The sequence below is a fragment of the Zhenpiania hominis genome (genome assembly GCF_014333425.1).
Taxonomy (GTDB): Bacteria; Bacillota; Clostridia; order Peptostreptococcales; family Anaerovoracaceae; genus Hominibacterium; species Hominibacterium hominis.
Genome location: NZ_JACRYT010000008.1, coordinates 92115 through 117919, shown reverse-complemented (window position 1 = coordinate 117919; position 25805 = coordinate 92115). Strand labels below are relative to the sequence as shown.

The following is a 25805-nucleotide window of genomic DNA, read 5'->3' as shown; positions in this document are numbered from 1 at the left end:
AAAAGGAGATAACGGGAAATGAAAATTTATTGCTATCCCAAATGTACAACCTGCAAAAAGGCGCTAAAATGGCTGGATGAGCAGGGAAAGGCGTATGAAGAGATCGATATAAAGGAAAATAACCCTTCCAAGGAAGACTTAAAAGCAGCTTATGAGAAAAGCGGCTTGCCGCTGAAGCGTTTTTTTAACACCAGCGGATTAAAATATAAAGAACTGAAACTGAAGGATCGGCTTGCTTCCATGTCTGAGGACGAGCAGTTGGAGTTATTGGCTTCGGATGGAATGTTAGTGAAGCGTCCGCTGGTGATTGATGGGGAGACCGTTTTAACTGGGTTTAAAGAAGCAGAGTGGCGGGAAAAGCTGTAATAGCGAAAAGGACTCTGTGATAACATAAAGGAGGGAACTATGAAACTGGGATTCGCGAAAAATGGAAAGGGCTTTCCGAAAGAGGATTTTTCCAAAAGGCCCAATTCCGATTCAAAGAAGCGGATGGGCGGACTTGCCGCGGTCGTTGTATTTCTTGCGGGAATAACCGCCGGACTGCGGATTGCGGGAAATCGGAAGAAACACTCAGACGATTTGTAAGGATGAATGGGTGAATATTTGAAAAAACTGTCTGTAAGGAAAACAATCGGGGCGATTCCATGTACAGACAGTTTTTTATATGTAAAAGATCCTTCTGTTGGTTACGTCTAGCGGGAAGGAATGTAGATCCCGCCGTTTCCTGGTTCAAAGCGTCCTCCGGCAGCCAGGGCAAAATGCAGCTTGGCAATACCCAGATCTACCAAATCAAATTTTCCCGTTTCCGGAACAGAGGCGCGCAGGATGCCGGATTCGTACAGGAATTTTACTTTCTGCGTATTTCGTGTCGACGGCGCTTTCTGAACGGCCCGCATTCCCTTTTTTATCCATTCTGGCATATCCCGATCTGTTTCCAGCATCGCTTCAATGGGCTTGGTTTTACGATGAATGGCTTTGTAAATAAGCCGTTCTTTCAGGCTGGCTGAGGGAGGGGTGATGCCTACGGTAATCACACAAATAAGTCGCTCACGGGCACTGTGACGGATCGCGGAAGCTTCAAAGGTGGCGCCCGCCCAACAGGTTCCAAGCCCCAGCGCCGTTGCTTCCAGCACCAGAAGTTCCCCATAGTATCCGGTCTTTTCTTCCAGATCCGTTTCTTCTGATGGCCCTTTCATAACAAAAAGAGAACGTACACCCGTAAACATCCCATAACTTTTCAGACCATTGAAAAAAGCCCCACCGCCCCGTTCCATAAAACGAATCGTCAGACCGGACCGCAAATTGTACTCTTCAACCCTGCTGCGGAGGAGCGCCGCTTCCGCTTGGGAAATCGGTTCAGAACAGTAGGTCCTTCGGGATTTGCGCAGATCAATCGCCTCTATAATATTCATTCCAACCTCCAACTATTTGTGAAAAAACGATATCATATTTCCAGATAAAATTCAAGCTTGGGCAGTAATGATTTCTGTGATAAAATGGTAGGGCACAAAAAAGAAAGCAGGAACAGAGATGAGAAATGAAATCGCAAGAGGTATGAAAGACGCTATCCCTATCTGCGCAGGATACTTGGCAGTGGGATTTACATTTGGAATGGCAGCTGTTTCGGCAGGACTGACAATGGGAGGCGCAACGCTGATCTCTTTTACGAATCTGACCTCTGCGGGTCAGTTCGCGGGGTTGGCAGTGATTGCCGCAGGGGCGCCCTATTTTGAGATGGCGCTGACTCAGCTCGTAATCAATCTGCGGTACGCGCTGATGTCTCTGTCCCTTTCTCAGAAGCTTGATACGTCCATTACTCGTATCCAACGGTGTATAATCGCATTCAGCATAACGGATGAAGCTTTTGCTCTGGTGAGCACCCAAGAGGGAAAAGTGGGAAAATACTACATATACGGCGTCATGTCCGTCTGTATCGCGTCCTGGACATGCGGCACGTTTTTTGGCGCCGCGGCAAGTTCCGCGCTGCCAGTGGCGGTAAGCAGCGCCCTGGGAATTGCCATTTATGGAATGTTCCTTGCCATTATTATTCCTCCAGCCAGAAAAGAGCATTCTATTGCGGCGGTGATACTGATCGCCGTGGTTTTGAGTTCCGCTCTCCACTGGTTGCCGGGACTGAAAGCGATCTCGCCGGGTTTTGCTATCGTCATATGCACGATTTTGGCCGCATCTGCCGGCGCACTGATTCATCCGGTAGAAGAGGAGGACAATTGCTGATGAATTTTTATCTTTATGTGGCGATTATGGCTGTGGTGACATATTTAATTCGAATGATTCCTCTTGTGGTAGTACAATGGGAAATTAAAAATAGATTTATTAAATCCTTTCTGTATTATGTTCCTTACGCGGCGCTGGCGTCCATGACCTTTCCGGCAATTGTTTTTTCCACAACGGAAATCGCGGCGGCTCTGGCAGGATTCGCGGCAGCTTTGGTTATGGCTTTTCGTGGCAAGGGGTTGCTGCCGGTAGCGTTGGGAGCGTGTATTGTGGTATTTATCGTTGAACGGGGAATGGAGATTTTTTTATAGGGAATCAGGAATTTACCGGTCCGGCTTGACGGGGCAGGAATTTAGTACTATATTATAGTAAAGTGAAAAGGAGGGCCTAAAGTGCGAGTACTGAAAGCATCCAAACAGAGAACAGAAGAAGATCGCAGCAAGCTGCGGGAAGCAGTCAGTCAGATGATACAGGAAGTAAGGGAGCGTGGAGATGAAGCTCTAATCGAGTACAATCGAAAATTTGATCAGTGTGAGCGAGCAATGCTCCGCGTCTCAGAAGAAGAAATAAAAGAGGCTTACAAGCAAGTGTCTAAACAGGAAATCGCGGATATAGAAAGCGCGGCCGCGAATATCGAAGCATTTGCGAAGGCCCAGCGGGAAACCGTTGGTGAACTGAAGGATGTTTCGCCGGCAGAGGGGATCTACCTGGGGCACAGGGTGATTCCGGTAGAGTCCTGCTGTTGCTATGTGCCGGGAGGAGGCTATCCGCTTTATTCAACTGCGCTTATGCTTGGTATTCCGGCAAAGGTTGCGGGAGTAAAACGGATTACGGCCTGTTCGCCGGTGGTGAAAGGGACGGACAGAATCCATCCCAAAACGCTGGTTGCTATGGATGTGGCGGGTATTCAGGAAATTTACGCCCTGGGAGGCGCGCAGGCTGTCGCCGCTTTTTCTTATGGGACGGAACAGATTCGTCCTGTCAATTTGATTGTAGGCCCGGGAAACAGCTATGTAACGGAGGCGAAACGTCAGTGTTATGGAAAGGTCGGAATCGATTTTGTAGCAGGACCCAGTGAAGTGTTGGTAATTGCGGATGGACAGGCAGAGCCGGAAATCATAGCGGCAGATCTTCTCGCCCAGTCCGAGCATGACCGTGAAGCGAAGGGGCTGGTTGTTACAACAGAAGAATCCCTTGGGCAGGCAATCCTGGAGGCAGTGGAGCGGCAGCTGACAGAGCTGGATACGGAGGAGATTGCCAGATGCTCCTGGAATGACTTCGGAGAAATTTTAATTGCGGAGGACTTGCAGGAAGCAGTCAGCTATGCGAACGCATACGCGCCGGAACATCTGGAAGTGAACGTTCAGCCGGAGCAGATTGACACGGTAATAAACGGCCTGCATAATTACGGCTCCTTGTTTATAGGGGGGAATACCGCGGAGGTATTCGGCGACTATGCTTCCGGCACGAATCATACGCTTCCCACTTTGGGCGCGGCCAGATATACAGGAGGTGTGTGGGTTGGAACATTTTTGAAGGTCTGCACATATCAGAGCATGTCAAAGGAGGCTATGATGGGAATTGCTCCGTTGGTATCCCGCCTGGCAAGAGGAGAGGGCCTCGTGGGACACGCGAGAGCCGCGGAGATTCGGATGGAAAAAAATAAATGAAGAAGGCATCAAAAAGAAGGACTTTATGAGAATGGTTCATAGAGTCCTTCTTTTTTCGTTATTATTTTCGCATAAAAGATTGATTTATTGCTCTGGAGTTAATGTCCCCCCGCCCGGCAAGGAAATGGTCTTTCCTCTGAGCCAGGAATTGGACGGATGGGAAGCGTTGTAGTACACAGTATGTCCGTTGGATTTTATATTACGGCAACTGGTATCCCGGTTTGTGATACTATGAACATGGCAGTCAGATGTCACTGTCCATACACTGCTTGGATCCAAAGTGATGGAAGCGGATCCGGAATGGGAGCTTGCGCGAAAAGTCCCCTTAAAGGTGCTCCCTTTTGTTAATTTTAAAAGGACAGAACTGCCGCGGGCATATTTTATAGTCCCTTTCAGATCCTGAGAGACGGCTTTTAAGGTGAAACTGCTGTTACGATTTACCTCCGCGAGAGCCGTATTGTCGTAATAGAGTGAAGTGCTTTCAAGAATGGCAGTTCCATTTAATCCGGAAATATAAAACATTGGACCTTTTGCCGTTGAAGTTAGCTTGGAATTTTTTATCTTCAGGAGAGTCTTTCCGGATTTTATGTTACCGGATTGTGGCTGCATAAGAAACCCGTAGTCTCCAGCGCCTAAAAGAAGGCAGTTGTCCAAAGCTACTTTGCCTCCATTGTCAAGCATCGCGATAGGGCTGTTCGAAGCGGTTCCAGTCAACGATGTTGCTGTTACAGTACCCGAAGAGAAAATGCAGGGGCTGCGGCGGCCGCTGGAACGAATTTCCGTGTTGGAAACTTGTAGGGTGCCGTTTTCCGATCCGACTGCCAACGGGGCGCTGGAAGAGCCTTTTGTGGTAATCATGCCTTCAGAGGCGTAAATCGAACCTCCTTGCGTTGCTTCGAGACCGCTGGAAGATATTCCTGATGTGTAGATGTCAAACGCGTCGGCATCGATTTTTGTATTTTTTCCGATCGCGAAGACAGCATTTGCTCCGTTACCACTGGAAGTGAATTGCGTACTGTCGAGAGTCGCGCTACTCCCTCCGGACGCGGTAAAAAGAGCATTCAATCCGTACCCCTCGCTTTTTTCTTCGCTGGTGGTATCTCCGGTTTTCGTCAGCGTTCCTCCGCGCATGTGGAATGTGCCTTTATTTTTTACAAGGATGGTATCAATATTGGATTGATTGGAACCGTAAGTTTCATTGGAGGACGTTTTTTTCTGCCCATCAATTACATAGACCGCGGCCAACGAAGAAGGCTGTCCTTCGGGAGGAACCGACATAGCGGAAGAGTCCTCCGTTTCTAAGGTCTCAATGGCGGTAACCTTGTGATTGGAAATGGTCAGTTTGACAACAGTATCCTCCGGCAGTCCGACGGTATCAATCTCCTCGCCAAGAGAATAAGAAGACTGGCTGCCGTCAGAATGGAAAGCAGGATCGCACCCTTTGTTCCCATCGACAGAGTTGTAAGTCCCATTATCGACAATAATGCGATCGCCGCTGATTTTGGCGATTCTTCCATAAATTTCTTCTCTGCTGCCGCAGGCGCTTAATACAAGAAGCAGTGTAAGCAGAGACATTACAATCATTGCCTTTTTGCGCATCTTCATTTTCGCCCTCAATTTCTGTTATTGTGACTTTATTCTACAGAAATAATGTGATGTTCTGATGGAAAATGAGAGGAGCCTGAATGGTGATTTTCGCGCTTAGATGCCTATTTTTTGCAACTCGATAAACTGCTTGGCAACCCGAGGGCTTCTGCCTCCGCAGCGGAGGGCGTGAGCTTCGGCTTTTCGGAAAAGTTCTTTTTCCGGGACGTCCAGTCCGTATTCCCTCGCCAGATTTTTGACGATCGCCAGGTATTCTTCTTTGTCCGGGCGCTGGTAAGTAATGGTCAGGCCGAATCGGGCGGCGAGGCTCATGGTTTCCTGGAGCGTATCATTGACATGCAGCTCATCCCCCGCCCGATCGCCCATGGTTTCTTTTACAAGGTGGCGGCGGTTGCTGGTGGCGTAAATGGCGATATTTTTTCCGCAGGTGGAAACGCTTCCTTCCAGGATGGCTTTCAGGGCTGAGAAATTGTCGTCATTGCTGCTGAAACTCAGATCGTCGATAAAGAGGACAAATTTCAGTGGGTTCGCGGAAAGCTCCTCTACCAGATACGGAATGCGGAAGAGTTCGTTTTTCTTTACTTCGATCAGCCGCAGACCCTGAGGCCCGTAATGATTGCAGACGGCTTTGATGGTAGAACTTTTACCGGTTCCGGCGTCTCCGTACAGCAGCATATTGCTGGCGCCTTCCCCGGAAAGGAGAGCTTCTGTATTTTTGAGGATCAGTCCTCGTTCCCGTTCATAACCGAACAACTGGGAAAGACTTTGGGTATCCGGGTGTTTTACCGGTTGGATGCTGCCGTTTTCCAGATGAAAGACCGTATACTTGGCATAGATTCCATAGCCTGTGTATGGGAGTCTGTGAATCCGTTCGCGGTATTCATAGTGAAAATCAAAGGGAGTCGTTTCCCAGTCCGGCAGAAAACCTTTATAGGCAATGACGGATTTTACCGCTTCGGAAGTAACGGCGGAAAGCTTCTCCAACGTGTCCAGCTCCTTTTTGAGAGCTGTTTCGACGGTCTGCGATACCGGCGCTTCCGCAGCCTTTTCTTTTACATAGAAATTTTCATCATTTAAAATCAGGTTTCGAATATAGGTGCTCAGGTTGGACTCTTTTTGATACAGGCAGGATACAAATTCGCCGTAAGCATAGACCTGCTGCAGGAGCTCCTTATCTTCCAACGCTGCCATCAGATTCTGAAAAGCCGCGATAACCGGATCCCGCAGGAGATCACGGAAAATGGACAACGCGGATAGTTTGATGTTCAATTCTGCAAGTTTCTTTTTCATGATAGTTTCCTCGGTTCTGATAAGATTTTCTTCCCTACATTATAAAAAAGAATTCCGAGGATTGCAAATCAAAGCCTCTTGCAATCCTGCGGAAAAGCTTTACAATAGATACAAGAAACAAACAGGAGGAAAATCGGATGATGACACTTGACCGGATTTACCATGCGGCATTTACATTGAAAGACGCGGTGCGGAAGACGGATTTAATTCTGGCTCCGGCGCTGAGCAATGAAAATAAAGTTTATTTAAAGACAGAAAATCTGCAGATGACAGGAAGCTTTAAGGTGCGAGGCGCCTATTACAAAATCAGCCGTCTCAGCGACGAGGAAAAGTCCAGGGGGATTATTGCCTGCAGCGCGGGAAATCACGCTCAGGGCGTGGCGCTGGCGGCTAGCAAGAACAATATCCCTTCGCTGATCTGCATGCCGGACGGCGCGCCCATCAGTAAGGTGGAGGCGACGAAAAGCTTTGGCGCGGACGTGTGCCTGGTGAGCGATACTTATGATGACGCTTATGAAAAGGCAGTAGAGCTTCAGAAGGAAAAGGGATATACCTTTATTCATCCCTTTGATGATCCGGATGTAATCGCGGGGCAGGGAACCATCGGCCTGGAGATTTTAGAGCAGCTGGACGATGTAGACGCGGTAGTGGTGCCGGTAGGCGGCGGAGGGCTCATCAGCGGAGTGGCCGCGGCTATCAAAGAATTAAAGCCTTCCTGCAAAATCTACGGCGTGCAGGCGGCAGGCGCCCCCAGCATGTACGAATCAATCCGGGCCCATGAAAAAAAGGCGCTGGAAACTGTGGATACCTTTGCGGACGGAATCGCGGTAAAGGTGCCGGGAGATAATACTTATGAGCTGGTGAACAAATATGTGGACGAGATGATCACTGTGACAGAAGATGAAATCGCCGCCGCCATTCTGGCTCTGATGGAAAAGCAGAAGCTGGTGGCGGAAGGCGCCGGAGCGGTGCCGGTGGCAGCGGTCATGTTCGGAAAGATTCCGCGGAAAAACAAGAAAATCGTATGTGTGGTCAGCGGAGGCAATATTGATGTCAATATTCTCAACCGGGTGATCACCCGCGGCCTGATTATGAGCGGCCGGCGGACAACTCTTACCATCGCGCTCCTGGACAAGCCGGGGCAGCTGGTAGGCGTCAGCACTGTGATCAGCCGCTGCGGCGGAAACGTGGTTGCGGTCCACCATGACAATGGAGATCCCAATATGGCGATCAACAGCTGCTTCCTGCGGGTTGTAATGGAAACGAGAGACAGCCGACAGGCGGAGATGATCCAGCGGCAGCTTGCGGAAGCGGGATTTCAGCTGGTGTAGGATATAAAAAACGTGTACAGAAGCAGAATTTTGCTTTGTACACGTTTTTTCGTATTTTTTTGGTGCAGCGGTTTATTCCACTGGTACGGTCCATCCCAAGGTATCTTCTACAGTACCGGTCTGGATTCCGTAGATGGTGTCATACATCTTCTGAGCGATGGGTCCGATTTTTCCTTCATTGATGACCATTTTGTCGCCCTTGTAGCAGAGTTCGCCGACCGGAGAGATTACCGCCGCTGTGCCGGAAGCGAACATTTCCTGGAACTTTCCGTCCTTATGAGCCTGAACAACCTCATCGATGGAGAGTTTTCTTTCTGTGATTTTATACCCTTCCTTCTTCAGCAGGGCGATGACGGAATCTCTTGTAATTCCCGGAAGGATTGTACCGTCTAAAGGAGCGGTGATTACTTCATTATCGATTACGAAAAAGGCGTTGGATGTACCGATTTCTTCTACATATTTGCGCTGCACGCCGTCCAGCCACAGAATCTGCTCGTATCCCTTTTCGTGCGCTTCCTCCTGAGCTTTCAGGCTGGCCGCGTAGTTGCCTCCGCATTTCGCTTCCCCGGTGCCGCCGTCAGTGGCGCGGACATACTTATCCTCTACATAAATTTTGGTAGGAGCAAGTCCGCCTACGTAATAAGGACCTACCGGGCTGAGAATGATAATGAATTTATAGTGGTTTGCCCGTCTTACGCCTAAGAACGGCTCATCGGCAATGATAAACGGTCTGATGTATAATGAAGTTCCCTCTTTCTGAGGAATCCAGTCCGCGTCTACCCGAACCAGGGCTTTAATCGCTTCCACATAGAGATCTTCATCGATTTGCGGGATACAGAGTCGGTTGTTTGTCCGGTTAGTTCTCTTGGCATTCATGTCAGGACGGAAGAGCTGTACTTTCCCGTCTGCCGTTTTATACGCTTTCAACCCTTCAAACATTTCCTGCGCGTAGTGGAATACAACCGCGGCGGGATCCAGTGTGAGCGGCCCATAAGGAACGATCCTTCCATCGATCCATCCTTTGCCTTCCTCATAATCCATAATGAACATGTGATCCGTAAAATCCACGCCAAAACGCAGAGTATCCGGATCCGGTTTTGCCTTTGGGGTTGTTGTTCTTGTTACTGGAAAATCATACTTCATTTTACCGTTCTCCTTCTTTATAATAATATACATCTATTTTATATAGATTTATAATACTGCTGAATTTGTGCGGTGTCAACAATAAAAGCCGGATATATTTGTTTGCAGAACCTAAATGAATTTTAATCGCTTTTGCTTTCCCACACGAAAATCACCTGTTATAATAATAATACAGATTTGTTCGTTTGAAAATAGGCAGTGTGTAAATAAAGGAGGAAAATTAGTATGAAATTATGGAAAAAGATAGTCTTGGCGTTGCTTTTGCTGGCGGCTGTCTGCGCGGCGATTGTGTTCGGGCTGAACGCGTATGTGGTTCATTCAGGAGAAGCCAGAATTTTGTGCAGGGTGGAAACGAGGGAAACAGAGCTGTCTTCGGAGGAAGTCCGCGAGCTGAAAGAACAGAATCCGGAGTGTATTCTGATTCTGGGCGCCAAGGTACGGGCGGACGGATCGCCCAGTTATATGCTGCAGGATCGGTTGGATCTGGGGATCAAGCTGTATCAGGAGGGCGTTGCGCCAAAGCTGCTGTTGTCAGGAGATCATGGGCAGGTTCAGTATGATGAAGTCAATGCCATGAAGGAGTACGCGCTGCAGGAAGGCGTTCCGGAAGAGGATCTGTTCCTGGATCACGCGGGGTTTTCTACGTATGATTCGGTATACCGGGCAAAAAAAGTTTTTCAGGTGGAGCGGATGGTGGTGGTCACGCAGGGATATCACCTGTACCGAGCCCTTTACGGATGTGAAAAGATGGGTATCAAAGCATGGGGCGCCGCGGCAGACCAGACAGTCTATCACGGACAGGCCATGCGGGATCTGAGAGAGATCGCTGCCAGGGATAAGGATGTTGTGAAATGGATGCTCAAGCCGGAGCCGACCTATCTGGGCGAGGCGATTCCCATCAGCGGCAGCGGGATTGAGACGCAGGACTGATGTTGCCGACTTTGGACATAGGAACGCCGGGATAGCGTGGAATTTCAAAAAATTGGACAGATATGATCTTGGAATTGAAAAGTTTGAAAAAAAGAGAGATTGTGGAGGGGGTGGTATGTTTATTCGTTTAAACGGATGTTTAAAAAGTTTTGGATTTTAACACAAAATTTACATACAATTTACAGAAGAAAGCTTTAACTGAATTTTAATATGGATATAATTACAGATGAGATCGAGAAAGAAGGAGAATAAAAGATGACCTATGGAGTAATCGACGTAGGATCGAATACAATCAGACTGTGCATTTATGAGGTAGAGGATGGAAGAATTAAATCTCTATTCAACAACAAAACTACAGCAGGACTGATTGGATATGTAGACGGTGGGGAGCTGACCAGGAAAGGAATTAAAAAAGCCTGTGACGTACTGAGCGCGTATAAAGAGATGGCGTCCCACGCAAAAATAAAAGAGCTGTTTGTATTTGCTACAGCGTCTTTGAGAAATATTTCAAACACAGACGAGGCGATTGAAACGATTTATGAAGAAACCGGTCTGAAGGTTGATGTACTTACCGGTTATGAGGAAGCCACTCTTGATTTTAAAGGCGCGGCTCATACGATGCATCTGGGAGAGGGTATCATGGTTGATATCGGAGGCGGCAGCACGGAGATCCTGGTTTATGATCATGGAAATATCCAGGATGCTACCAGTCTGCGTCTTGGCTCCCTTTCCTTATATAAAAATTATGTATCGAAACTTTTCCCGAAAAAAAGCGAGGAAGCGGCAATTCGGGAAAAGGTCCTTTCAGAATTGAAAAAAGTAAAATTCCTGAGAGAAAGACAGTTCCACACCCTTGTGGGAATCGGAGGAACCATTCGCGCGGTGAAGAATATGAACAATGATATGTTCGGACTTCCTCGCCAGAATGATCGCGTTCCGGCGAAAAAACTGCCGCTTCTTTTAGATGAATTCCACGATGAGGAAAAAAGCACACTGAAAAAGGTATTGGATGTAGCACCGGATCGGATCCATACGCTGATTCCCGGAATGTTGATTCTGGATACAATTTGCCGCAATTTCTGCTGCAATGAAATTCTGGTGAGCGGCTACGGGGTCAGAGAAGGATATCTGTATAAGAAAGTAGTATTGGAAGAATGAAAGAGACCATTTATACCCAGAATAGGGAACTGTCCTGGCTCCGTTTTAACGAGCGGGTGATGGACGAAGCGGTTGAAGAAGGCGTACCGGTCTTTGAACGTCTGAAATTTATTTCGATTTTTACAAGCAACCTGGATGAATTTTTTATGATTCGTGTCGGCAGCCTGTACGACCAGACGTTTCTGGCTGAGCCGCAGATTGATAACAAAACCGGTATGACGGCGGATGAGCAGTTGTCAGAGATTTTCAGAGCCGTAGCGCCTTTATATAAAAAAAGAGATAAAATCTATCTGGAAGTAAAAAGAAGGCTCGCGGACAAGGGTGTATCCTGTATCGGGATCGCTGAATTGGACGAGAAGGAAAGAACGTTCGCGGCAGAGCATTTTCAGAATTATGTTCAGCCGATTCTTTCTCCGCAGATTATCAACGCCCATCATCCGTTCCCGCACCTTATCAATAAAGGGTTGTATGTTGTTCTGCTCTTAAAAATTCATGATAAGACGGCCTTTGGGATTGTCCCGGTTCCGGGAACTCTGGAGAGAGTGCTTTGTCTGCCGGGAGACCGATGCCGTTATATCCTGTTGGAAGAAATCGTATGTGAATATATCGACCAGATTTTTGATAACTGTAAGGTGCAGGCGAAAACGATTATCAGTGTCACCCGGAACGCGGACGTGAATGTGAGCAGCCTGGTAGATGAGGATGAGGATTTTCGTCATCAGATGAAACGGGTTCTGAAAAAAAGAGCCAGACTGGCTCCGGTACGGCTGGAGTATTTCCGTGAAATCGACGATAAAACGGAAAAGTTCCTGCGGGAGAAGCTGAATCTGAAAAAAGAGCAGGTATTCGGCAGCCGGGCTCCCTTGGAAATGTCTTACGTGTTTCCTCTTCTGGATAAGCTTCCGCAGCAGCTTGCCCAAGTCGTTACCTATGAGCATTTTGACCCGCAGCCGCCTAAATGGCAGGTGCCGGGTGAAAATATCATGAAGAAAGTCGAACAGCAGGATGTACTGCTGTCTTACCCTTACGAAAAAATGGGACCGTTCCTGCAGCTGATTCGGGAAGCAGCTAATGACCCTAATGTAATTTCTATCAAGATAACGATCTATCGTCTGGCCAGCAAGGCGACCTTGGTGGATTATCTGAGAACCGCGGCGGAAAACGGCAAGGAAGTAACCGTTCTTATGGAGCTGCGGGCCCGGTTTGACGAAGCCAATAACATCAACTGGTCCGAAAGTCTGGAGGACGCGGGCTGTACGGTTATTTACGGTATGAAGGACTATAAGGTGCATTCTAAGGTCTGCCTGATAACCAAAATGGAGAAGGGGCGCATCAAATGGATCACCCAGGTGGGAACCGGAAACTATAATGAAAAGACAGCAAAGCAATATACGGATCTTTCGCTGATTACCGCAAACCAGGAAATTGGAAATGACGCTTCCAATTACTTTAAAAATATGGCGATTGCCAACCTGGACGGCAGCTACAGCCGTCTGTTGGTGGCGCCCAACAGCATGAAAAACAAAATTCTGGCACTGATTCACGGAGAAATCCAGAAGGCGCAGCAGGGCAAGCCGGCGAGAATCATGGTTAAGATTAACTCGCTGACGGACCGGAAGACCATCGACGCTTTGAGCGAAGCTTCCCGGGCCGGCGTGCAGATCGATATGATTATACGCGGGATCTGCTGTCTCCTTCCGGGAATCGAAGGGTACACGGACAACATACATGTCACCAGCGTAGTCGGACGTTTTCTGGAACATTCCAGAGTCTACTGCTTTGGCGAGGGGGATGAGATGCAGATGTATATTTCCTCCGCGGACTTTATGACGCGGAACCTCAACCGACGGGTGGAGGTCGCCTGTCCGGTACTCGATCCGGGAATCAAAAAACAGATCATGGATATCATGAATCTGATGCTGCGGGATAATGTAAAAGCGCGAAATTTGAGATATGATGGATTATATGAGAAAAAACGGGTGGATGAAGAGCCGGTTGACTGTCAGCAGGAGCTGATTCGTCAGGCGCTTCTGACAGGACCGCCGCCGGAGCCGATGCAGGAAGCGCCGCGGGAAGGGTTTCTGGCGAGATTAAAACGCTTTCTCTTTAGCTAAATATACACATGGGAAAACGGCGGGTGCAGTTTTGCATCTGCCGTTTTCCTGTGTTAAAATGGACGGAGAATTTTGCGCGGCAGGAACGCGGGGGAGGGATTTTGTTGAAAAGTAAAGTTGCGGTTGTGGAATGCAGAGAATATAGACAGGAACTGGTGGATGAAGCTGTCCGCAAAGTGGTCGGACTGCTGGGAGGCTGGGAGCGGTTTGTGGGAAAAGAGGAACGCATTTTGCTGAAACCAAATCTCCTGGCAAAATGTCCGCCGGAAAAGGCGTGTACAACCCATCCCCAGGTGTTCGCCGCCGCGGGGCGAGCACTCAGAAAAGAGGGATATCCGCACCTTTTCTTCGGCGATTCGCCGGGAAACCATCTGATCGGAGTGGAGCAGACCGCTCAGGGATGCGGGATTCTTCCGGAAGCGCGGAGCCTGGAGATTCCGACGGCGGATTTTTCGGAAGGGGAGAAGGTGGACTTCCCGGAAGGTCACGCGGCAGATCACTTTATTCTCTGCAAAGGTGCGAGGGAGGCGGATGCCATTATCAATCTCTGTAAAATGAAAACCCATCAGCTGGAACGGATTACCGGAGCCATGAAAAATACCTTCGGCTGTGTGTATGGATTTAACAAAGGGGCTTCTTACGCCAGGTTTCCAAACGCCGATCTGTTCGGACAGATGATCGGGGATCTGAATCTTCTCGTAAAACCCAGGCTGCATATTATGGACGGTATCGTCGCCATGGAAGGGAACGGACCGCAGTCCGGAGAGCCGGTGAAGATGGGTCTGATTCTTGCTTCCGCGGATCCGGTAGCCTTAGACAGCGTGTTCTGCGCCCTGGTCAGTCTGGATCCAAAGCTTGTGCCAACCAATGTATACGGGCAGGAATACGGAGTCGGCACTTGTGAAGCGGCGCAGATCGAGGTAGTGACCGACGGAGAGACGCTGACTGTGGAGGAAGCGGCCGTCCGCTGGGGCAATCCGGATTTTAAAGTCGAGCGGTCGGCGGATTTTAAGGGAAGGATTAATATGCTGCGCTTTTTCCAGCCGTTGCTGGACCGGAAACCGTATATCAAAAAAGACCGATGCGTAGGGTGCGGAATCTGTATCCAGGCATGCCCGTTGGAGGAGAAAGCTATTTTCTTCCGAGGAGGAAAGCCGGCCTATCATTACCGGAAATGCATCAAATGTTATTGCTGTCAGGAGATGTGTCCGAAACAGGCGATTGATGTAAAACAGACCAGACTGGCGAAACTGGCGGATCGGAATTGGAGGTTGTAAATGAGAGAAGAGATATTACGGGAACTGAAAGAACTGGCGGAATCAGACTACAAAGAATTTAACAGCAGCCTGATCCCGGGGGTGGATAAGGACAAGACTCTGGGCGTGCGGGTGCCTCTGGTGCGCAAAACCGCTAAAAAGGCGGCGCGAAAGGACTGGGAAAAACTGCTTTCCGAGCTGGAAAACTGTCCGCAAGAAGCCGGAGGGGTAGGCGGAACCGCGCTTTATTATGAAGAGGTTATGCTGCAGGGAATGGTAATCGGAGCGGCAAAGATGGACGCGGAACGGAGACTTTCGTACATAGAGCGTTTTATCCCCAGGATTGACAACTGGGCAATCTGCGATACGTTCTGCGGAGATCTGAAATTCGCGGATAAAGAAGAAAACCGACAGCTGGTGTGGAACTTTCTGCAGCCCTATCTGTCGGATGAAAGGGAATTCTTCGTTCGTTTCGGAACGGTGCTGCTGCTGAGCCATTTTGTAGATGAAGAACATATTGATTCGGTACTGCGTCTCATGGAAGGGGTGCGCCATGAAGGTTATTACGCGAAAATGGCGGTAGCCTGGACCCTTTCTGTTTGCTATGTCAAATTCCCGGAAAAAACGGAGAAGATCCTGCGGAACGGAAGCCTGGATAATTTTACTCAGAATAAAACGATCCAGAAGATCCGGGAATCCTACCGGGTTTCCAAGGAAGACAAACAGCGTCTCAATCTGTTAAAACGTAAATAGACAATAGACGGGGAAATACAGGTTTATCGGACAGGCCCAGACACCTTCCTCCTTTTTTCGCATATTCTGTTATGATAGGAGGAAGAAGCCATGATTTATTTGGATAATGGAGCGACTACCTTCCCCAAACCAAAGGGAATGATCGAAGCGATGGAGCGGTGCATGTCCGAATACTGCGGAAATCCGGGGCGTTCCGGTCATGATCTGTCCCGGAAAACCGGAGAAGAAGTCTATCGGGCACGCAATACGCTGGCGCGCTTTTTTAAAATAGAACGGCCGGATCGGATTGTTTTCACAAGCAGTACCACCGAAGCGTTGAATCTGGCCATTAAGGGTGTGCTTGGGGCAGGAGATCACGTGGTTACAACCGCCATGGAGCATAATTCGGTTTTGCGGCCTGTGCGCGCGCTGGCCGATAAGGGCGTGGAATATACGATTGTGCCCTGCCGCGGCGACGGGAGCCTGGATATTGCCCTTGTGGAAGAGGCAATCCGGGAAAATACGCGCCTGGTTATCTGCACGCAGGCATCTAATGTAACCGGAACGATTCTTCCGATAGAAGCGCTCAGCCGTCTTTGCCGGCAGCGAGGAATTTTATTTTTAGTAGACGGGGCTCAGGGAGCCGGTCATTTGCCGATGGAAGCCAGCGGAATGGATCTGCTGGCTGTGCCGGGGCACAAAGGCCTTATGGGACCGCTGGGAACCGGATTCCTCTATGTGCGGGATGGGGTTGACATAAAACATGTTATGGAAGGCGGCACCGGTACCGCTTCCAGAGAAATTCTGCAGCCAAAGGAACTCCCGGAAGGTTATGAGGTGGGAACCCTCAACGCGCCGGGGATTATCGGGCTTGGATATTCGGCAGCTTTCGTGGAAAAAATCGGAGTTCGCGAAATCCGTCGGCACCAGCAACAGCTTACGGGAATTCTCGACAGCGGTCTTCGTGATATGAAAAATGTGACGGTTTACGGCCCTTCTGACTGTCGGAAAAAAGTCGGCATTGTCGCATTTAATATAAAGGGATATAATTGTGAAGAAGTCGCATCGCTTTTAAACGATGAATTTGGAATTGCAGTGCGAAGCGGCTATCACTGCGCGGGACTGGCCCATAAAACCATCGGCACCTGGGATACAGGAGCCGTCCGTATGAGCATGGGAATTTACAATAATGTGCGGCATATGAAAACCGCGGTGGACGCGGTATACCGGATCGCGCAGAGAGCGCGGTAAGGAAGTAAGCGGAGGCTTTTGGAAACAAATTTGAGAAAAGCTGATTTGTTTATAAAAAAACAGGGCTTTGGAGCGTGAAATCTGTATTTACGCTTTCCTGGCCCTGTTTTTGCTACTTAGAAGCTCTCTGACGCTGATAAAAATAGAAACAAATGAGCTAAAAAGGCTTTTGTTACGAAATCAGCGTCCGAAGCTTCCCCTTACGCGCCGCGTATCTGGTCGATTCCCAAATTGGCAAGCTCGTCTGCCCGGTTGTTTTTTTCCGTGACATACTGAAAATCCTCAAAGGTATACTGTTCTCCGTTCCACTCCACGAATTTTCGATACAGCTTTTCAAAGTTGGTGGAGGCGCTTTCCAGATTGACATGCCCCTTAACCCGGAAGAACCGGATGGCGTGGCGGTCCAGATAGGGGAGAAGCCCTTCCCACAGATCCCGGTTTTCCACCGGCTTTTTTGCCGCTGTCTTCCAGCCGTTTCTCAGCCAGCCTTTGTACCATTTCTTGCGAAAACAGTCCATCAGATAAGAACTGTCTGAATAAACCTCAATGGTCTGATTCTCTTTTTTGATCGCCCGGAACGCTTCCAGCAGGGCGGTCATTTCCATACGATTATTGGTGGTGTTTTTTTCTCCTCCGTACAGCTCCTTGCTGTGCCCCGCGAATTCCAGGATGGCGCCCCAGCCGCCGAAGTTTTTTTCGCTCTGATTGCCGGAGCAGGCTCCGTCGGTGTAAATTCTTAAAATGCGGTCGTCTTTCAATGTGAATCCCCTTTTCCTTTTTTGGTTTCCATTTATTATACCGATTTTGGGGGAGCGGTGTCTACTGATTTCCCAAACTTATAAACCGGAATATTTATAAAGCTGTTATAGAGACAGCAGACAGGCTATTTTGAAAATTTATCTGTCTGATAATCCGATACTTCTATAAACGAAAGTAGGAGTACACTATAGGGATTTAATTGATAATTCAAAGTGTAGGGCTCTTTCTGCGGATTTAATAGATGCAGCTTTACTGTAGGTGCGGTAGAGCAGTTTATGTCACTGATTAGATCCGCAGGAAGCTGTGATGGAAACTGCAGTGCTGAGCGTTGCTGAAAAAGGCTGCAAGAGGCATCCAGATAAGTCTCTGTAACATAATATTTTTTTGTTATGTCTGATAAAGATAAACGGACCGCAAATGGCTTTGAATGAGAGTTGGAGGAGGCTTGGTTGAACGGATCGTAGATCAACACATAAAAAGAATTTCCTCTTTTTGTAATGATCATACCTGTTTCTTTCTGTATTTCTTGATCTCCGAGTCGTGATAACATTTGCCAGAGATAATAAAGGGGCTTTTTTTCATGTTGCGGAGTGAGCAGGCAGCTGCTTGGATAAGGGTACGTAACGCCTTCCTCCATATCAAGAGCGGACTCGCAGAATTCACGGTAGACTCTCGGTGTTTCTGAATCACTATCAAGACAAGATTTGATAATATGGGGAGCAAGTAACATAGCGTCATGGGAGTAATAGGAGGAATCTTTCTCAGGGTTCGCAATTATAAAAGTACAGTCCGGGGCATATTGTTTCAACATACCTACTTTTTGCAGAAGGTTATGATGAGCTTTGGCACTATTTAATGGATCAGAAGAATTCTTTTCTATCTCAATTTTCCACTCTGTAAGGATATTTGAGGAATAGCGCGTACGAACGTGGTTAAAGAAACACTGAAACGCATGGGAAAATAGTGCAGACTCTTCTTCTGACAATGTAACATGAATAATGATAGTTACCCCAGCGTTTACAAATAAATCAAGGAGAGTCGCCAACTGTTCTGGAGAAAAACGCTGCAGCATTTCCGGTGCGAAAATATTGCGTATTCTGGCAGAAGAATACTTCAGAGCGGACATGGACTCTTTGATGATATCAGGCGACAAAATACGGGCACAGCTGTAAGGATTGGAAATGTTAATCGTAGGCTCCCAGAAATGCCGAAACGGCAGAACGCCATCGAGATCGGCCATAGAAACCTCAAAAGAGAGAAACGTGCCTTCAGAAGCAGGCGACTCCTGGTACAAGTAAGGATGAATGATTTCTCTGCCTGGGCCGGACATAATATAGGACAAGTCAAATTCTTCATAAGATTCATTGGTGCCGTTTAAATGAAGCTGCCTGTATTCAGAAGGGGAGATTCCATACCATTTCGTAAAATGCTTTTCAAAATATCGTCTTGCGGAGAATCCACACTCAAAGGCAATTTGCTCAATGGACAACTCTGTCGACAAGAGAAGAACTTCGGACAATTCTACTCTGGTAAGGTTAAGAAAATCGGTCATAGACAGTCCAATTGTATTTTTGATCAGATGCGAAACATAGTATTTATTTAAATGCAAGTGTTCCGCAAGATTGTCTAATTGGATCTTATTTTTGGCATTTACATAGAGGTATTCTTGGATTTCGCAGATCCTTTGCAGCTGGTAGTCATTGCTTTCAAGGGATTCATTTTTATGATATCCCTGAGGCTTCACAGAGAAAGATTGAAAGTGATTAAGGAGATGCGTAATAATAGACAAAATTTGTTCTTCAATGTTGTGATCCGGACGTTTTTTGAATACTGAGACAGCAAGCTGCAAAAGCATTTGCTGTAAGGCAAGAAGTTTTGGATCATTTTTTTTATCAGAAGAAAAAGAGCTGCATACAAACAAATAATAATTAAGCTTAGGGAAAATATGCAGGTATAAATATGGATTAAAATGGAAAACCAATATTAAATTATCTTTGCTTCCATTTGAAAACATATGGAGTTCTTTTACATTCACGATAAAAATATCCCCTTCTTTGAGGTGGTAATGAAAAGCTGTGCATTTCAAATCAACAGAACCCTTTAAAATAAAAATAATTTCATATGCCGAATGCATACTAATCGAAGTGGAGTGAATGTGATACAGGTGAAAAGAAAAAGCGGAATCTTCCAGTGCGTTAATTTTTTCTAACAGCAAGATAGCACCTCCATATAGCAATATTATCAGAACATACTTTTGTACAAATATACATGAACCATTTTGAGAAGTCAAGAATGTTATCAGGAATTGCAGGATCGCAATATTGTAAACAACGATGTGGTTGAATCCGAATTTTCTGAAAAATATAATAAAAATACAGTAAGAATTGAGCTCATTTCTTTCTATTCGTAAATGCAATGTAAGTTTAAGAAAGGAGTCTTTTCATGGATGGTGGAGTTATAACCTTACTGCCGGCAGCAGTCGTAATCGTGTTTGCGGTTGTTACCAGGAAGACCTTTGAATCTCTGCTTCTGGGGACTTTTATATGCTGTGTAATTGCAGCGGGCACAGGAAGTGTAACTATGTTTATCGACTTCCTGAACCAAGCGGTTTCAGATATTGATGTAATGTGGATCGTATTGATTTCTGTATTGTTCGGGAGCTTGATTCGTTTACTGCGTGAATCAAGAGCGGCCTGGGCTTTTTCAGATATTATTCGAAAATACGCTACTACAGGAAAACGTTCGCTTCTCATAACATGGCTGATGGGCGTGGTACTGTTTATTGATGATTATCTGAGCATTATGACGACAGCAAATACAATGATGGAGACCTGCGATCGCAAAAAGGTTCCGCGAGAAATGCTGGCCTATGTTTTGGATAGTACATCAGCGCCGGTATGTGTCATTATACCGATTTCCGCCTGGGTTGTATATTTTTCCGGTATTTTTGAAGCGCAGCCGGAGACCGCATACCTGGGAGGAGGAATGTCCGCGTATTACAGCGCGATGCCTTGGATGTTTTACGCTTGGATCTGCGTCATCATCGTACCATTTGTTATTTTAGGAATTATTCCGAGAATCGGCCCTATGAAAAAGGCATGGAGGAGAGCGGAAGAAGAGAATAAGCCATATTCCGATTATAGCAAAAAATTTAACGAAGAACTGCCGGAGATAGATTCAGCAGGCAAAGTAAAGGTATGGCATTTCCTCGTTCCAATCCTTACAGTTGTCGCAATTACCCTGCTAATGGATGATATTTTGTACGGTGTAATCGGTGGGGTGCTGATGTGTGGAATTCTGTTCCTGCCAAGCAGGATTATGACATTTGATCAGTTTTCAGACTGCATGATAAACGGAATGCAGGATATGATGTGGCTGGCTGTTCTAATTGTATCCGGCGCTACTTTAAGGTATGGAGTAAATGAAATTGAAATGCCGCAGTTTGTAATTGAGGCGGTATCGCCATACATGAGCGGTGCATTCCTTCCAGTTGTTGTATTCCTGACTGTCGCAATACTGGCCTTTGTGACAAGCGGGATTTGGGCGCTCCCGGCTGTAATTACGCCAATCGTACTGCCTTTGGCTGCCGCGGTAGGGACAAGCATTCCAATGACAATGGGAGCTATTATTTCAGGCGCTGTGTTTGGGGCGCACGCATGCTTTTACGCGGATGTTACGGTGCTCACATCAGCAGCAGCTAAAATTGACAATATGGAACACTGCATGACACAGCTACCATACTGTATAATGGGAGGAATTCTTGCGGCAATCGGATTTTTAGTTGCAGGATTAGTCCTTATATAATAAATCAATTTTTAAGGTAGAGCAAGCAAAGAAAAGGAGTTGAGAAAATGAACATTTTATTGCTGGGAGCAGGTGGACAGGGCGGGCCTTGCGCCTCGATTATGTCGAGAGACAAGGACATTCAAAAAGTAGTGATGGCAGATAGTAATCTGGACTTCGCGCGAAAAGTAGCGGCGAAAATTAACAGCCCAAAAGTAGAAGTAATACAGCTTGACTGCAGTGATATTGACGCAGTCGTAAAGGCCTGTGAAGGAATGGACTGCATTATTGATCTGACGCCCGTGTGGCTGGGACCTACAGTTATTGAAGCTGCGTTAAAAGCAAATATCAGCTATGTAAGCACATCATTTGATGTTCCCTATTTGGATCAGATAGCGCTGGGACAAGAACGATATCTGGATAAAGAGTTGAAAGAAGCAGGCGTAAAAGTCCTTTTAGGGTGCGGACTGGCGCCGGGATTTGTAAATATAGTAGTGCGAAAATATTGTGATAAGCTGGACACAGTAAAAAGCGTCAAGTACAGATTGGGGAAACAAAAGCTGTATTTAGGTGAATTTGGAGAAGTAACAGACCCATGGAACCCAGGATGGTCTCCAAAACAGGCTCTGATCGATTTTTCTAATCCGTGCTATGTATTTCGCAATGGAAAATTTGAAGAGGTTCCGCCGTTTACCGAAATTGAAGATTTTCCATTCCCGGCTGGAAACCAGTTGGTTTCGCACCATACCCATGAAGAAGTTGTAAGTACACCGACCATTATTGGGAAAGGAATTGAATACTGCGACTTTAAATATTATGTGGCAAGGCAGGCTGCAACCTTTGTTTCTATGGGGCTGGCCTCTCAAGAAGAGGTAGAGTTTGGCGGTGGAAGGTTCAAACCAATCGATTTTATAGTCAGCTACGTGCCAAAGCCAGGGACAGCATTTCTGGACGAGGATCCAGACTATCTGGAAGAACATGATGGTGATGTAGCGATTCCAAGCGTTTTGATCATCGAGGGAACAAAAGACGGAATACCAGTGGAATACAAAGTACATTGCCCCAAATTGATTGGGCATCCCAAAGCTTTAAACGAAATATTTGGAACCAGCTATATCAGCATTGCCCTTCCAGCAGTAATCGGAGCCAAAATGTTGGTAGAAGGCGGAAATGGACTTCATCCAGGAATTAACCTTCCGGAAGAACTGGATCCAGACAGATTCTTTGAACATTTCTTTGGAACCGGGATTCCGTACAAATGGGAAGAGTTATAAGTTTGGATTACATAGCTTAGGGCGCATTTAAATTGCAAAATGGGAGAAGAACTTTATCTTCTCCCTCATTTTACATATTTATATGAGGAGGAAATGACAATGGGATTTTTTTCACTGAAAGGGAAAAATGCGGTCGTAACAGGTGCGGGCTCAGGGCTTGGATATGCAACAGCCAAGAGGTTTAAGGAAGCCGGCGCGAATGTAACGATGGCAGATATCAATGAAAAAAGCATTGACCTTGCCAATGAACTTGATTGTTACTTTGTAAAAACGGATGTCAGCCGCGAAGATGATATGGGAAATTTGATGAAGTCGGCAGCGCAGCGCTATGGAAAGTTGAACATTGTGGTTAACAACGCTGGGATCATTTGCCCAGAAGAGCTTTTGAAAAATGCAAATCCAGAAACTTATGAATCCTTGTTCCATGTCAATGTAATGGGAGTCGTGTTTGGGATCAAATATGGGCAGAAATATATGGATGACGGAGGAGTGATTTTGAATACAGCATCGAACTCTGCAAATGGAGATTATGCGGGGTATGGGCCATATATCATGAGTAAGATTTCTGTAGTCGGGATTACAAAAGTCGCGGCAATTGAGCTGGCGCCTCGGAAGATACGGGTAAACTGTATTTGCCCAAACACGATTGATACGCCAATGGCTTATGTTGATGGATGTGAAACAGAATTGCAGGTAATGGGCATTCAGACTCCTCTTGGGAGAATGTGCAGAGCGGAAGAAGCAGCGGCGCTATATCATTTTTTAGCGGCAGATGATTGCCAGTATGTAACGGGCGAAGATGTTTACATTGACGGAGGGCTGAAAGCAGGTCCAGCGACTCAGATGATCGACGCGATTCTTGCCAGCCTGTAAAAATGTGAGAAAGTGAGAGGGAACAGAGTGGGTATCAATGTAGAAGATAAAAAGACATCAAAGATTTTGCTGAATGAACTGCTGGACCGGCACTACAAAGAAGCGGAAGAAGCAAAAACGCGGGGCGAGCTGGTGGCCTGGGCCACCTCCATCGCGCCGCAGGAACTGCTGACGACCATGGGCATTCACACCGTGTATCCGGAAAACCACGCGGCGGCCATCGGCGCGCGCAAATGCTCTCAGGAGTTTATCGACTACTCGGAGGCAAAAGGTTACTCGGTGGATCTCTGCTCTTACGCGAGAGTGAACCTGGCGTACATGGAGACTTTAAACAGCGAGGCGGGAAATATCCCCAAACCGGATTTGATTTTCTGCTGCAACAACATCTGCAACACCGTCATCAAATGGTACGAAAACATTGCCAAAGAGCTGGAGATTCCCATGATCCTGTTCGACATGCCATTTAATCATCAGTATGAGGTAAACGATCAGGATGTCCGTTACATAAAGGCACAGATTCTGGATGCCATCGACCGTCTGGAAGCCATTACCGGGAAAAAATTCGATTACGATCGGTTCGGCGAAGTGATGCGGGTTTCCTCGGAAACATCCGTGTGGTGGAAAAAAGCCGCTATGCAGGCGCGGCACATCCCATCGCCCCTGAACGGATTCGACCTGTTCAACTATATGGCGACCATTGTCTGCGCCAGAGGAACCGAAGAAGGCCGGGATTTATTTAAACTGTGGTATGAAGAACTGAAAGAAAAGGCGGAGGCCGGCCGGGGACCGTGGAAATCCGGGGAAGAGAAATACCGCGTAATGTGGGACGGAATCGCCTGCTGGCCGTATTTGTCGGATACATACAAGGTGCTGAAAAAATACGGGATCAATATGGTAACGTCCACCTATCCGGACTCCTGGTACATTGTGTATGAAGAAAACGATCTGGACGGAATGGCCAGAGCTTACAGTTCCAATTATGTGAACCGTAATCTGGACTTCGGGGTGGACAACATCACAAAGCTTGTGGAGGATTACCGTCTGGACGGAATCATTTATCATTCCAACCGGAGCTGCAAGCTGATGGACTTCCGCCAGTTTGAGGTACAGCGGAGAGTAGAGGAAAGGACCGGGGTGCCGTCCGTGATCTTTGACGGCGATCAGACCGATCCGAGAGCTTTTTCTCCGGCGCAGTATGAAACCAGAGTGCAGGCACTGGTGGAAATGATGGAAAACCGAAAAGGGGAGGGACGATAAATGAATAGCGAAGCGTTAAGACTGATTGAGGAATTGAAGACTACGGCATCCCATCCGGCAGCTTCTGTCAAAAAAGCCATGGCGGAAACGGGCAAAAAAGCGGTAGGATGTTTTCCAATTTACGCGCCGGAAGAATTGATTTACGCGGCAGGAGCGCTGCCGGTAGGCATGTGGGGAGGACCGAATACCGGAACCCGGGCGAGCCAGTATCTGCAGTCCTTCTGCTGTTCGCTGATGAAAGCCAATACAGAGCAGGTTCTGCGGGGTGACTACGATATGTTGTCTGCCGTAATTCTGACGACCTACTGCGATACGCTCAAATGTATAACAGAGAACTGGAAAACCGCAGTACCGGAGAGGAACCCCATTCCCATGGTGTACCCTCAGAACCGGAAGACCGAAGCGGGAAAGATTTTCTTTATCGAAGAACTGACCAGAGTACAGGGAGAACTGGAACGGGTTCTGCAGACGGAAATTACCGAATCAAAACTGGAAGACGCGATGGAAGTGTATGAGGACTACCGGGCGGCGATGCGGGACTTTACAAAAACGGCGGTTTCTTTCCCGCAGACCTTTGACGCGGTTTCCCGGCACCTTGTAATCAAAGCGGGATATTTTCAGGATAAAAAGCAGTATACGGAAACGATCCGACATCTGCTTTCTCTGCTCAGCCGGGAAGAACCGGAACCGCGGGCAGGGAAAAGGATTGTCCTGACCGGACTTCTGGCGGAACCGCCGGAACTGCTGGAACTGTTTACGGAAAACGGGCTGCAGATAGCAGCGGACGACCTGGCGCAGGAATCCCGACAGTTCCGTGTCTCCGCTCCCGAAGAGGGAACCTGTTTTTCCAGAATGGCAGAGCGTCTGGCAAGGCAGGACGGATGCGCTTTTCTTTACGATTCCCAGAAGGGCAGGGGAGAAAAACTGGTCCGGATGGTACAGGAAGCGGATGCCGACGCGGTTATTTACTGCCAGCTGAAGTTCTGCGATCCCGACGAGTTTGACTATCCACTGGTCAAAGACGCGATGGAGCAGGCGGGCATCCCGATGCTGCAGCTGGAATTTGAACAGCAGATGGAAAGCGCGGAACAGCTGCGAACCAGAGTGCAGGGATTCGCAGAGCTGCTGGGGTAAGGAGGTGGAG

General features: G+C 47.5%; 23 protein-coding genes. 17 read left to right on the top strand and 6 right to left on the bottom strand.

The annotated features are described in order from the left end of the window. Positions 1-18: 18 nt before the first annotated feature. Both H9L42_RS09225 and H9L42_RS09220 read left to right on the top strand, forming a co-directional pair. A complete protein-coding gene (locus H9L42_RS09225; RefSeq protein WP_187303113.1) occupies positions 19-366 on the top strand; it encodes an arsenate reductase family protein in 348 nt (115 codons plus the stop codon). A gap of 39 nt (positions 367-405) precedes the next feature. Next, positions 406-585, top strand: a complete 180-nt coding sequence (locus H9L42_RS09220) for a hypothetical protein (RefSeq protein ID WP_187303112.1) — start codon at positions 406-408, stop codon at positions 583-585. A 107-nt stretch (positions 586-692) separates the two neighbouring features. Here H9L42_RS09220 and H9L42_RS09215 read toward each other — a convergent pair whose 3' ends face one another. Beyond that, complete coding sequence (locus H9L42_RS09215; RefSeq protein WP_187303111.1) at positions 693-1412, bottom strand: nitroreductase family protein; 720 nt, start codon at positions 1410-1412, stop codon at positions 693-695. Between the two features lie 118 nt (positions 1413-1530). Between H9L42_RS09215 and H9L42_RS09210 the strand changes: the two genes are divergently transcribed. From H9L42_RS09210 to hisD, 3 genes are all read left to right on the top strand, one after another. Beyond that, the gene (locus tag H9L42_RS09210) at positions 1531-2235 is read left to right on the top strand and encodes an AzlC family ABC transporter permease (protein ID WP_187303110.1); all 705 of its coding nucleotides are present in this window, start codon (positions 1531-1533) and stop codon (positions 2233-2235) included. Further along, positions 2235-2546, top strand: coding sequence for an AzlD domain-containing protein (locus H9L42_RS09205; RefSeq protein WP_187303109.1), 312 nt, complete (start codon positions 2235-2237; stop codon positions 2544-2546). The genes H9L42_RS09210 and H9L42_RS09205 overlap by 1 nt, the downstream gene beginning before the upstream one ends. A gap of 81 nt (positions 2547-2627) precedes the next feature. Beyond that, positions 2628-3905, top strand: coding sequence for a histidinol dehydrogenase (gene hisD / locus H9L42_RS09200; protein ID WP_187303108.1), 1278 nt, complete (start codon positions 2628-2630; stop codon positions 3903-3905). Positions 3906-3989: 84 nt separating this feature from the next. On the opposite strand, the gene H9L42_RS09195 is transcribed toward hisD, so the two are convergent. Beyond that, complete coding sequence (locus H9L42_RS09195) at positions 3990-5510, bottom strand: hypothetical protein (protein WP_187303107.1); 1521 nt, start codon at positions 5508-5510, stop codon at positions 3990-3992. Between the two features lie 96 nt (positions 5511-5606). Beyond that, on the bottom strand, positions 5607-6800 hold the full coding sequence (locus H9L42_RS09190; RefSeq protein WP_187303106.1) for an ATP-binding protein: 1194 nt from the start codon (positions 6798-6800) through the stop codon (positions 5607-5609). A gap of 137 nt (positions 6801-6937) precedes the next feature. Here H9L42_RS09190 and ilvA point away from each other — a divergent pair, with 137 nt between their 5' ends. Continuing rightward, complete coding sequence (gene ilvA, locus H9L42_RS09185) at positions 6938-8131, top strand: threonine ammonia-lyase (protein ID WP_187303105.1); 1194 nt, start codon at positions 6938-6940, stop codon at positions 8129-8131. Between the two features lie 72 nt (positions 8132-8203). On the opposite strand, the gene H9L42_RS09180 is transcribed toward ilvA, so the two are convergent. Then, positions 8204-9274: a branched-chain amino acid aminotransferase gene (locus tag H9L42_RS09180; protein WP_187303104.1), complete on the bottom strand. Its 1071-nt coding sequence runs from the start codon at positions 9272-9274 to the stop codon at positions 8204-8206. Positions 9275-9499: 225 nt separating this feature from the next. On the opposite strand from H9L42_RS09180, the gene H9L42_RS09175 reads away from it, so the two are divergent. The 6 genes from H9L42_RS09175 to H9L42_RS09150 all read left to right on the top strand — a co-directional run bounded on the left by H9L42_RS09175 (position 9500) and on the right by H9L42_RS09150 (position 16715). After that, positions 9500-10204, top strand: coding sequence for a SanA/YdcF family protein (locus tag H9L42_RS09175; protein ID WP_187303103.1), 705 nt, complete (start codon positions 9500-9502; stop codon positions 10202-10204). A 255-nt stretch (positions 10205-10459) separates the two neighbouring features. Beyond that, positions 10460-11362, top strand: a complete 903-nt coding sequence (locus H9L42_RS09170) for a Ppx/GppA phosphatase family protein (protein ID WP_187303102.1) — start codon at positions 10460-10462, stop codon at positions 11360-11362. Continuing rightward, positions 11359-13476: a polyphosphate kinase 1 gene (gene ppk1, locus H9L42_RS09165; protein ID WP_187303101.1), complete on the top strand. Its 2118-nt coding sequence runs from the start codon at positions 11359-11361 to the stop codon at positions 13474-13476. The genes H9L42_RS09170 and ppk1 overlap by 4 nt, the downstream gene beginning before the upstream one ends. Positions 13477-13580: 104 nt before the next feature. Then, complete coding sequence (locus H9L42_RS09160) at positions 13581-14753, top strand: DUF362 domain-containing protein (protein WP_243235728.1); 1173 nt, start codon at positions 13581-13583, stop codon at positions 14751-14753. Next, positions 14754-15485: a DNA alkylation repair protein gene (locus H9L42_RS09155; protein WP_187303099.1), complete on the top strand. Its 732-nt coding sequence runs from the start codon at positions 14754-14756 to the stop codon at positions 15483-15485. A 90-nt stretch (positions 15486-15575) separates the two neighbouring features. Next, the gene (locus H9L42_RS09150) at positions 15576-16715 is read left to right on the top strand and encodes an aminotransferase class V-fold PLP-dependent enzyme (protein WP_187303098.1); all 1140 of its coding nucleotides are present in this window, start codon (positions 15576-15578) and stop codon (positions 16713-16715) included. 200 nt (positions 16716-16915) lie between these two features. On the opposite strand, the gene H9L42_RS09145 is transcribed toward H9L42_RS09150, so the two are convergent. Next, positions 16916-17473 carry a ribonuclease H family protein gene (locus H9L42_RS09145; protein ID WP_187303097.1) on the bottom strand — a complete coding sequence of 186 codons (558 nt, stop codon included), beginning with the start codon at positions 17471-17473 and terminating at the stop codon, positions 16916-16918. 125 nt (positions 17474-17598) lie between these two features. Next, on the bottom strand, positions 17599-19689 hold the full coding sequence (locus H9L42_RS09140; RefSeq protein ID WP_187303096.1) for an AraC family transcriptional regulator: 2091 nt from the start codon (positions 19687-19689) through the stop codon (positions 17599-17601). A 227-nt stretch (positions 19690-19916) separates the two neighbouring features. Here H9L42_RS09140 and H9L42_RS09135 point away from each other — a divergent pair, with 227 nt between their 5' ends. The 5 genes from H9L42_RS09135 to H9L42_RS09115 all read left to right on the top strand — a co-directional run bounded on the left by H9L42_RS09135 (position 19917) and on the right by H9L42_RS09115 (position 25795). Next, positions 19917-21278 carry a Na+/H+ antiporter NhaC family protein gene (locus tag H9L42_RS09135; RefSeq protein ID WP_187303095.1) on the top strand — a complete coding sequence of 454 codons (1362 nt, stop codon included), beginning with the start codon at positions 19917-19919 and terminating at the stop codon, positions 21276-21278. Positions 21279-21325: 47 nt separating this feature from the next. Next, positions 21326-22531, top strand: a complete 1206-nt coding sequence (locus H9L42_RS09130) for a saccharopine dehydrogenase family protein (RefSeq protein ID WP_187303094.1) — start codon at positions 21326-21328, stop codon at positions 22529-22531. A 99-nt stretch (positions 22532-22630) separates the two neighbouring features. Further along, on the top strand, positions 22631-23404 hold the full coding sequence (locus H9L42_RS09125; protein WP_187303093.1) for an SDR family NAD(P)-dependent oxidoreductase: 774 nt from the start codon (positions 22631-22633) through the stop codon (positions 23402-23404). A gap of 27 nt (positions 23405-23431) precedes the next feature. Further along, positions 23432-24661 carry a 2-hydroxyacyl-CoA dehydratase subunit D gene (locus tag H9L42_RS09120; protein ID WP_346726302.1) on the top strand — a complete coding sequence of 410 codons (1230 nt, stop codon included), beginning with the start codon at positions 23432-23434 and terminating at the stop codon, positions 24659-24661. Beyond that, the gene (locus tag H9L42_RS09115; protein ID WP_187303092.1) at positions 24662-25795 is read left to right on the top strand and encodes a 2-hydroxyacyl-CoA dehydratase subunit D; all 1134 of its coding nucleotides are present in this window, start codon (positions 24662-24664) and stop codon (positions 25793-25795) included. The last annotated feature ends 10 nt before the right edge of the window (positions 25796-25805 follow it).

Excerpts from the sequence above, each read along its gene's own strand:
- H9L42_RS09225 (WP_187303113.1), top strand. The coding sequence starts at position 19 with ATGAAAATTTATTGCTATCCCAAATGTACAACCTGCAAAAAGGCGCTA.
- H9L42_RS09220 (WP_187303112.1), top strand. The coding sequence starts at position 406 with ATGAAACTGGGATTCGCGAAAAATGGAAAGGGCTTTCCGAAAGAGGAT.
- H9L42_RS09215 (WP_187303111.1), bottom strand. The coding sequence starts at position 1,412 with ATGAATATTATAGAGGCGATTGATCTGCGCAAATCCCGAAGGACCTAC.
- H9L42_RS09210 (WP_187303110.1), top strand. The coding sequence starts at position 1,531 with ATGAGAAATGAAATCGCAAGAGGTATGAAAGACGCTATCCCTATCTGC.
- H9L42_RS09205 (WP_187303109.1), top strand. The coding sequence starts at position 2,235 with ATGAATTTTTATCTTTATGTGGCGATTATGGCTGTGGTGACATATTTA.
- H9L42_RS09195 (WP_187303107.1), bottom strand. The coding sequence starts at position 5,510 with ATGAAGATGCGCAAAAAGGCAATGATTGTAATGTCTCTGCTTACACTG.
- H9L42_RS09190 (WP_187303106.1), bottom strand. The coding sequence starts at position 6,800 with ATGAAAAAGAAACTTGCAGAATTGAACATCAAACTATCCGCGTTGTCC.
- ilvA (WP_187303105.1), top strand. The coding sequence starts at position 6,938 with ATGATGACACTTGACCGGATTTACCATGCGGCATTTACATTGAAAGAC.
- H9L42_RS09180 (WP_187303104.1), bottom strand. The coding sequence starts at position 9,274 with ATGAAGTATGATTTTCCAGTAACAAGAACAACAACCCCAAAGGCAAAA.
- H9L42_RS09175 (WP_187303103.1), top strand. The coding sequence starts at position 9,500 with ATGAAATTATGGAAAAAGATAGTCTTGGCGTTGCTTTTGCTGGCGGCT.
- H9L42_RS09170 (WP_187303102.1), top strand. The coding sequence starts at position 10,460 with ATGACCTATGGAGTAATCGACGTAGGATCGAATACAATCAGACTGTGC.
- ppk1 (WP_187303101.1), top strand. The coding sequence starts at position 11,359 with ATGAAAGAGACCATTTATACCCAGAATAGGGAACTGTCCTGGCTCCGT.
- H9L42_RS09155 (WP_187303099.1), top strand. The coding sequence starts at position 14,754 with ATGAGAGAAGAGATATTACGGGAACTGAAAGAACTGGCGGAATCAGAC.
- H9L42_RS09150 (WP_187303098.1), top strand. The coding sequence starts at position 15,576 with ATGATTTATTTGGATAATGGAGCGACTACCTTCCCCAAACCAAAGGGA.
- H9L42_RS09135 (WP_187303095.1), top strand. The coding sequence starts at position 19,917 with ATGGATGGTGGAGTTATAACCTTACTGCCGGCAGCAGTCGTAATCGTG.
- H9L42_RS09130 (WP_187303094.1), top strand. The coding sequence starts at position 21,326 with ATGAACATTTTATTGCTGGGAGCAGGTGGACAGGGCGGGCCTTGCGCC.
- H9L42_RS09125 (WP_187303093.1), top strand. The coding sequence starts at position 22,631 with ATGGGATTTTTTTCACTGAAAGGGAAAAATGCGGTCGTAACAGGTGCG.
- H9L42_RS09115 (WP_187303092.1), top strand. The coding sequence starts at position 24,662 with ATGAATAGCGAAGCGTTAAGACTGATTGAGGAATTGAAGACTACGGCA.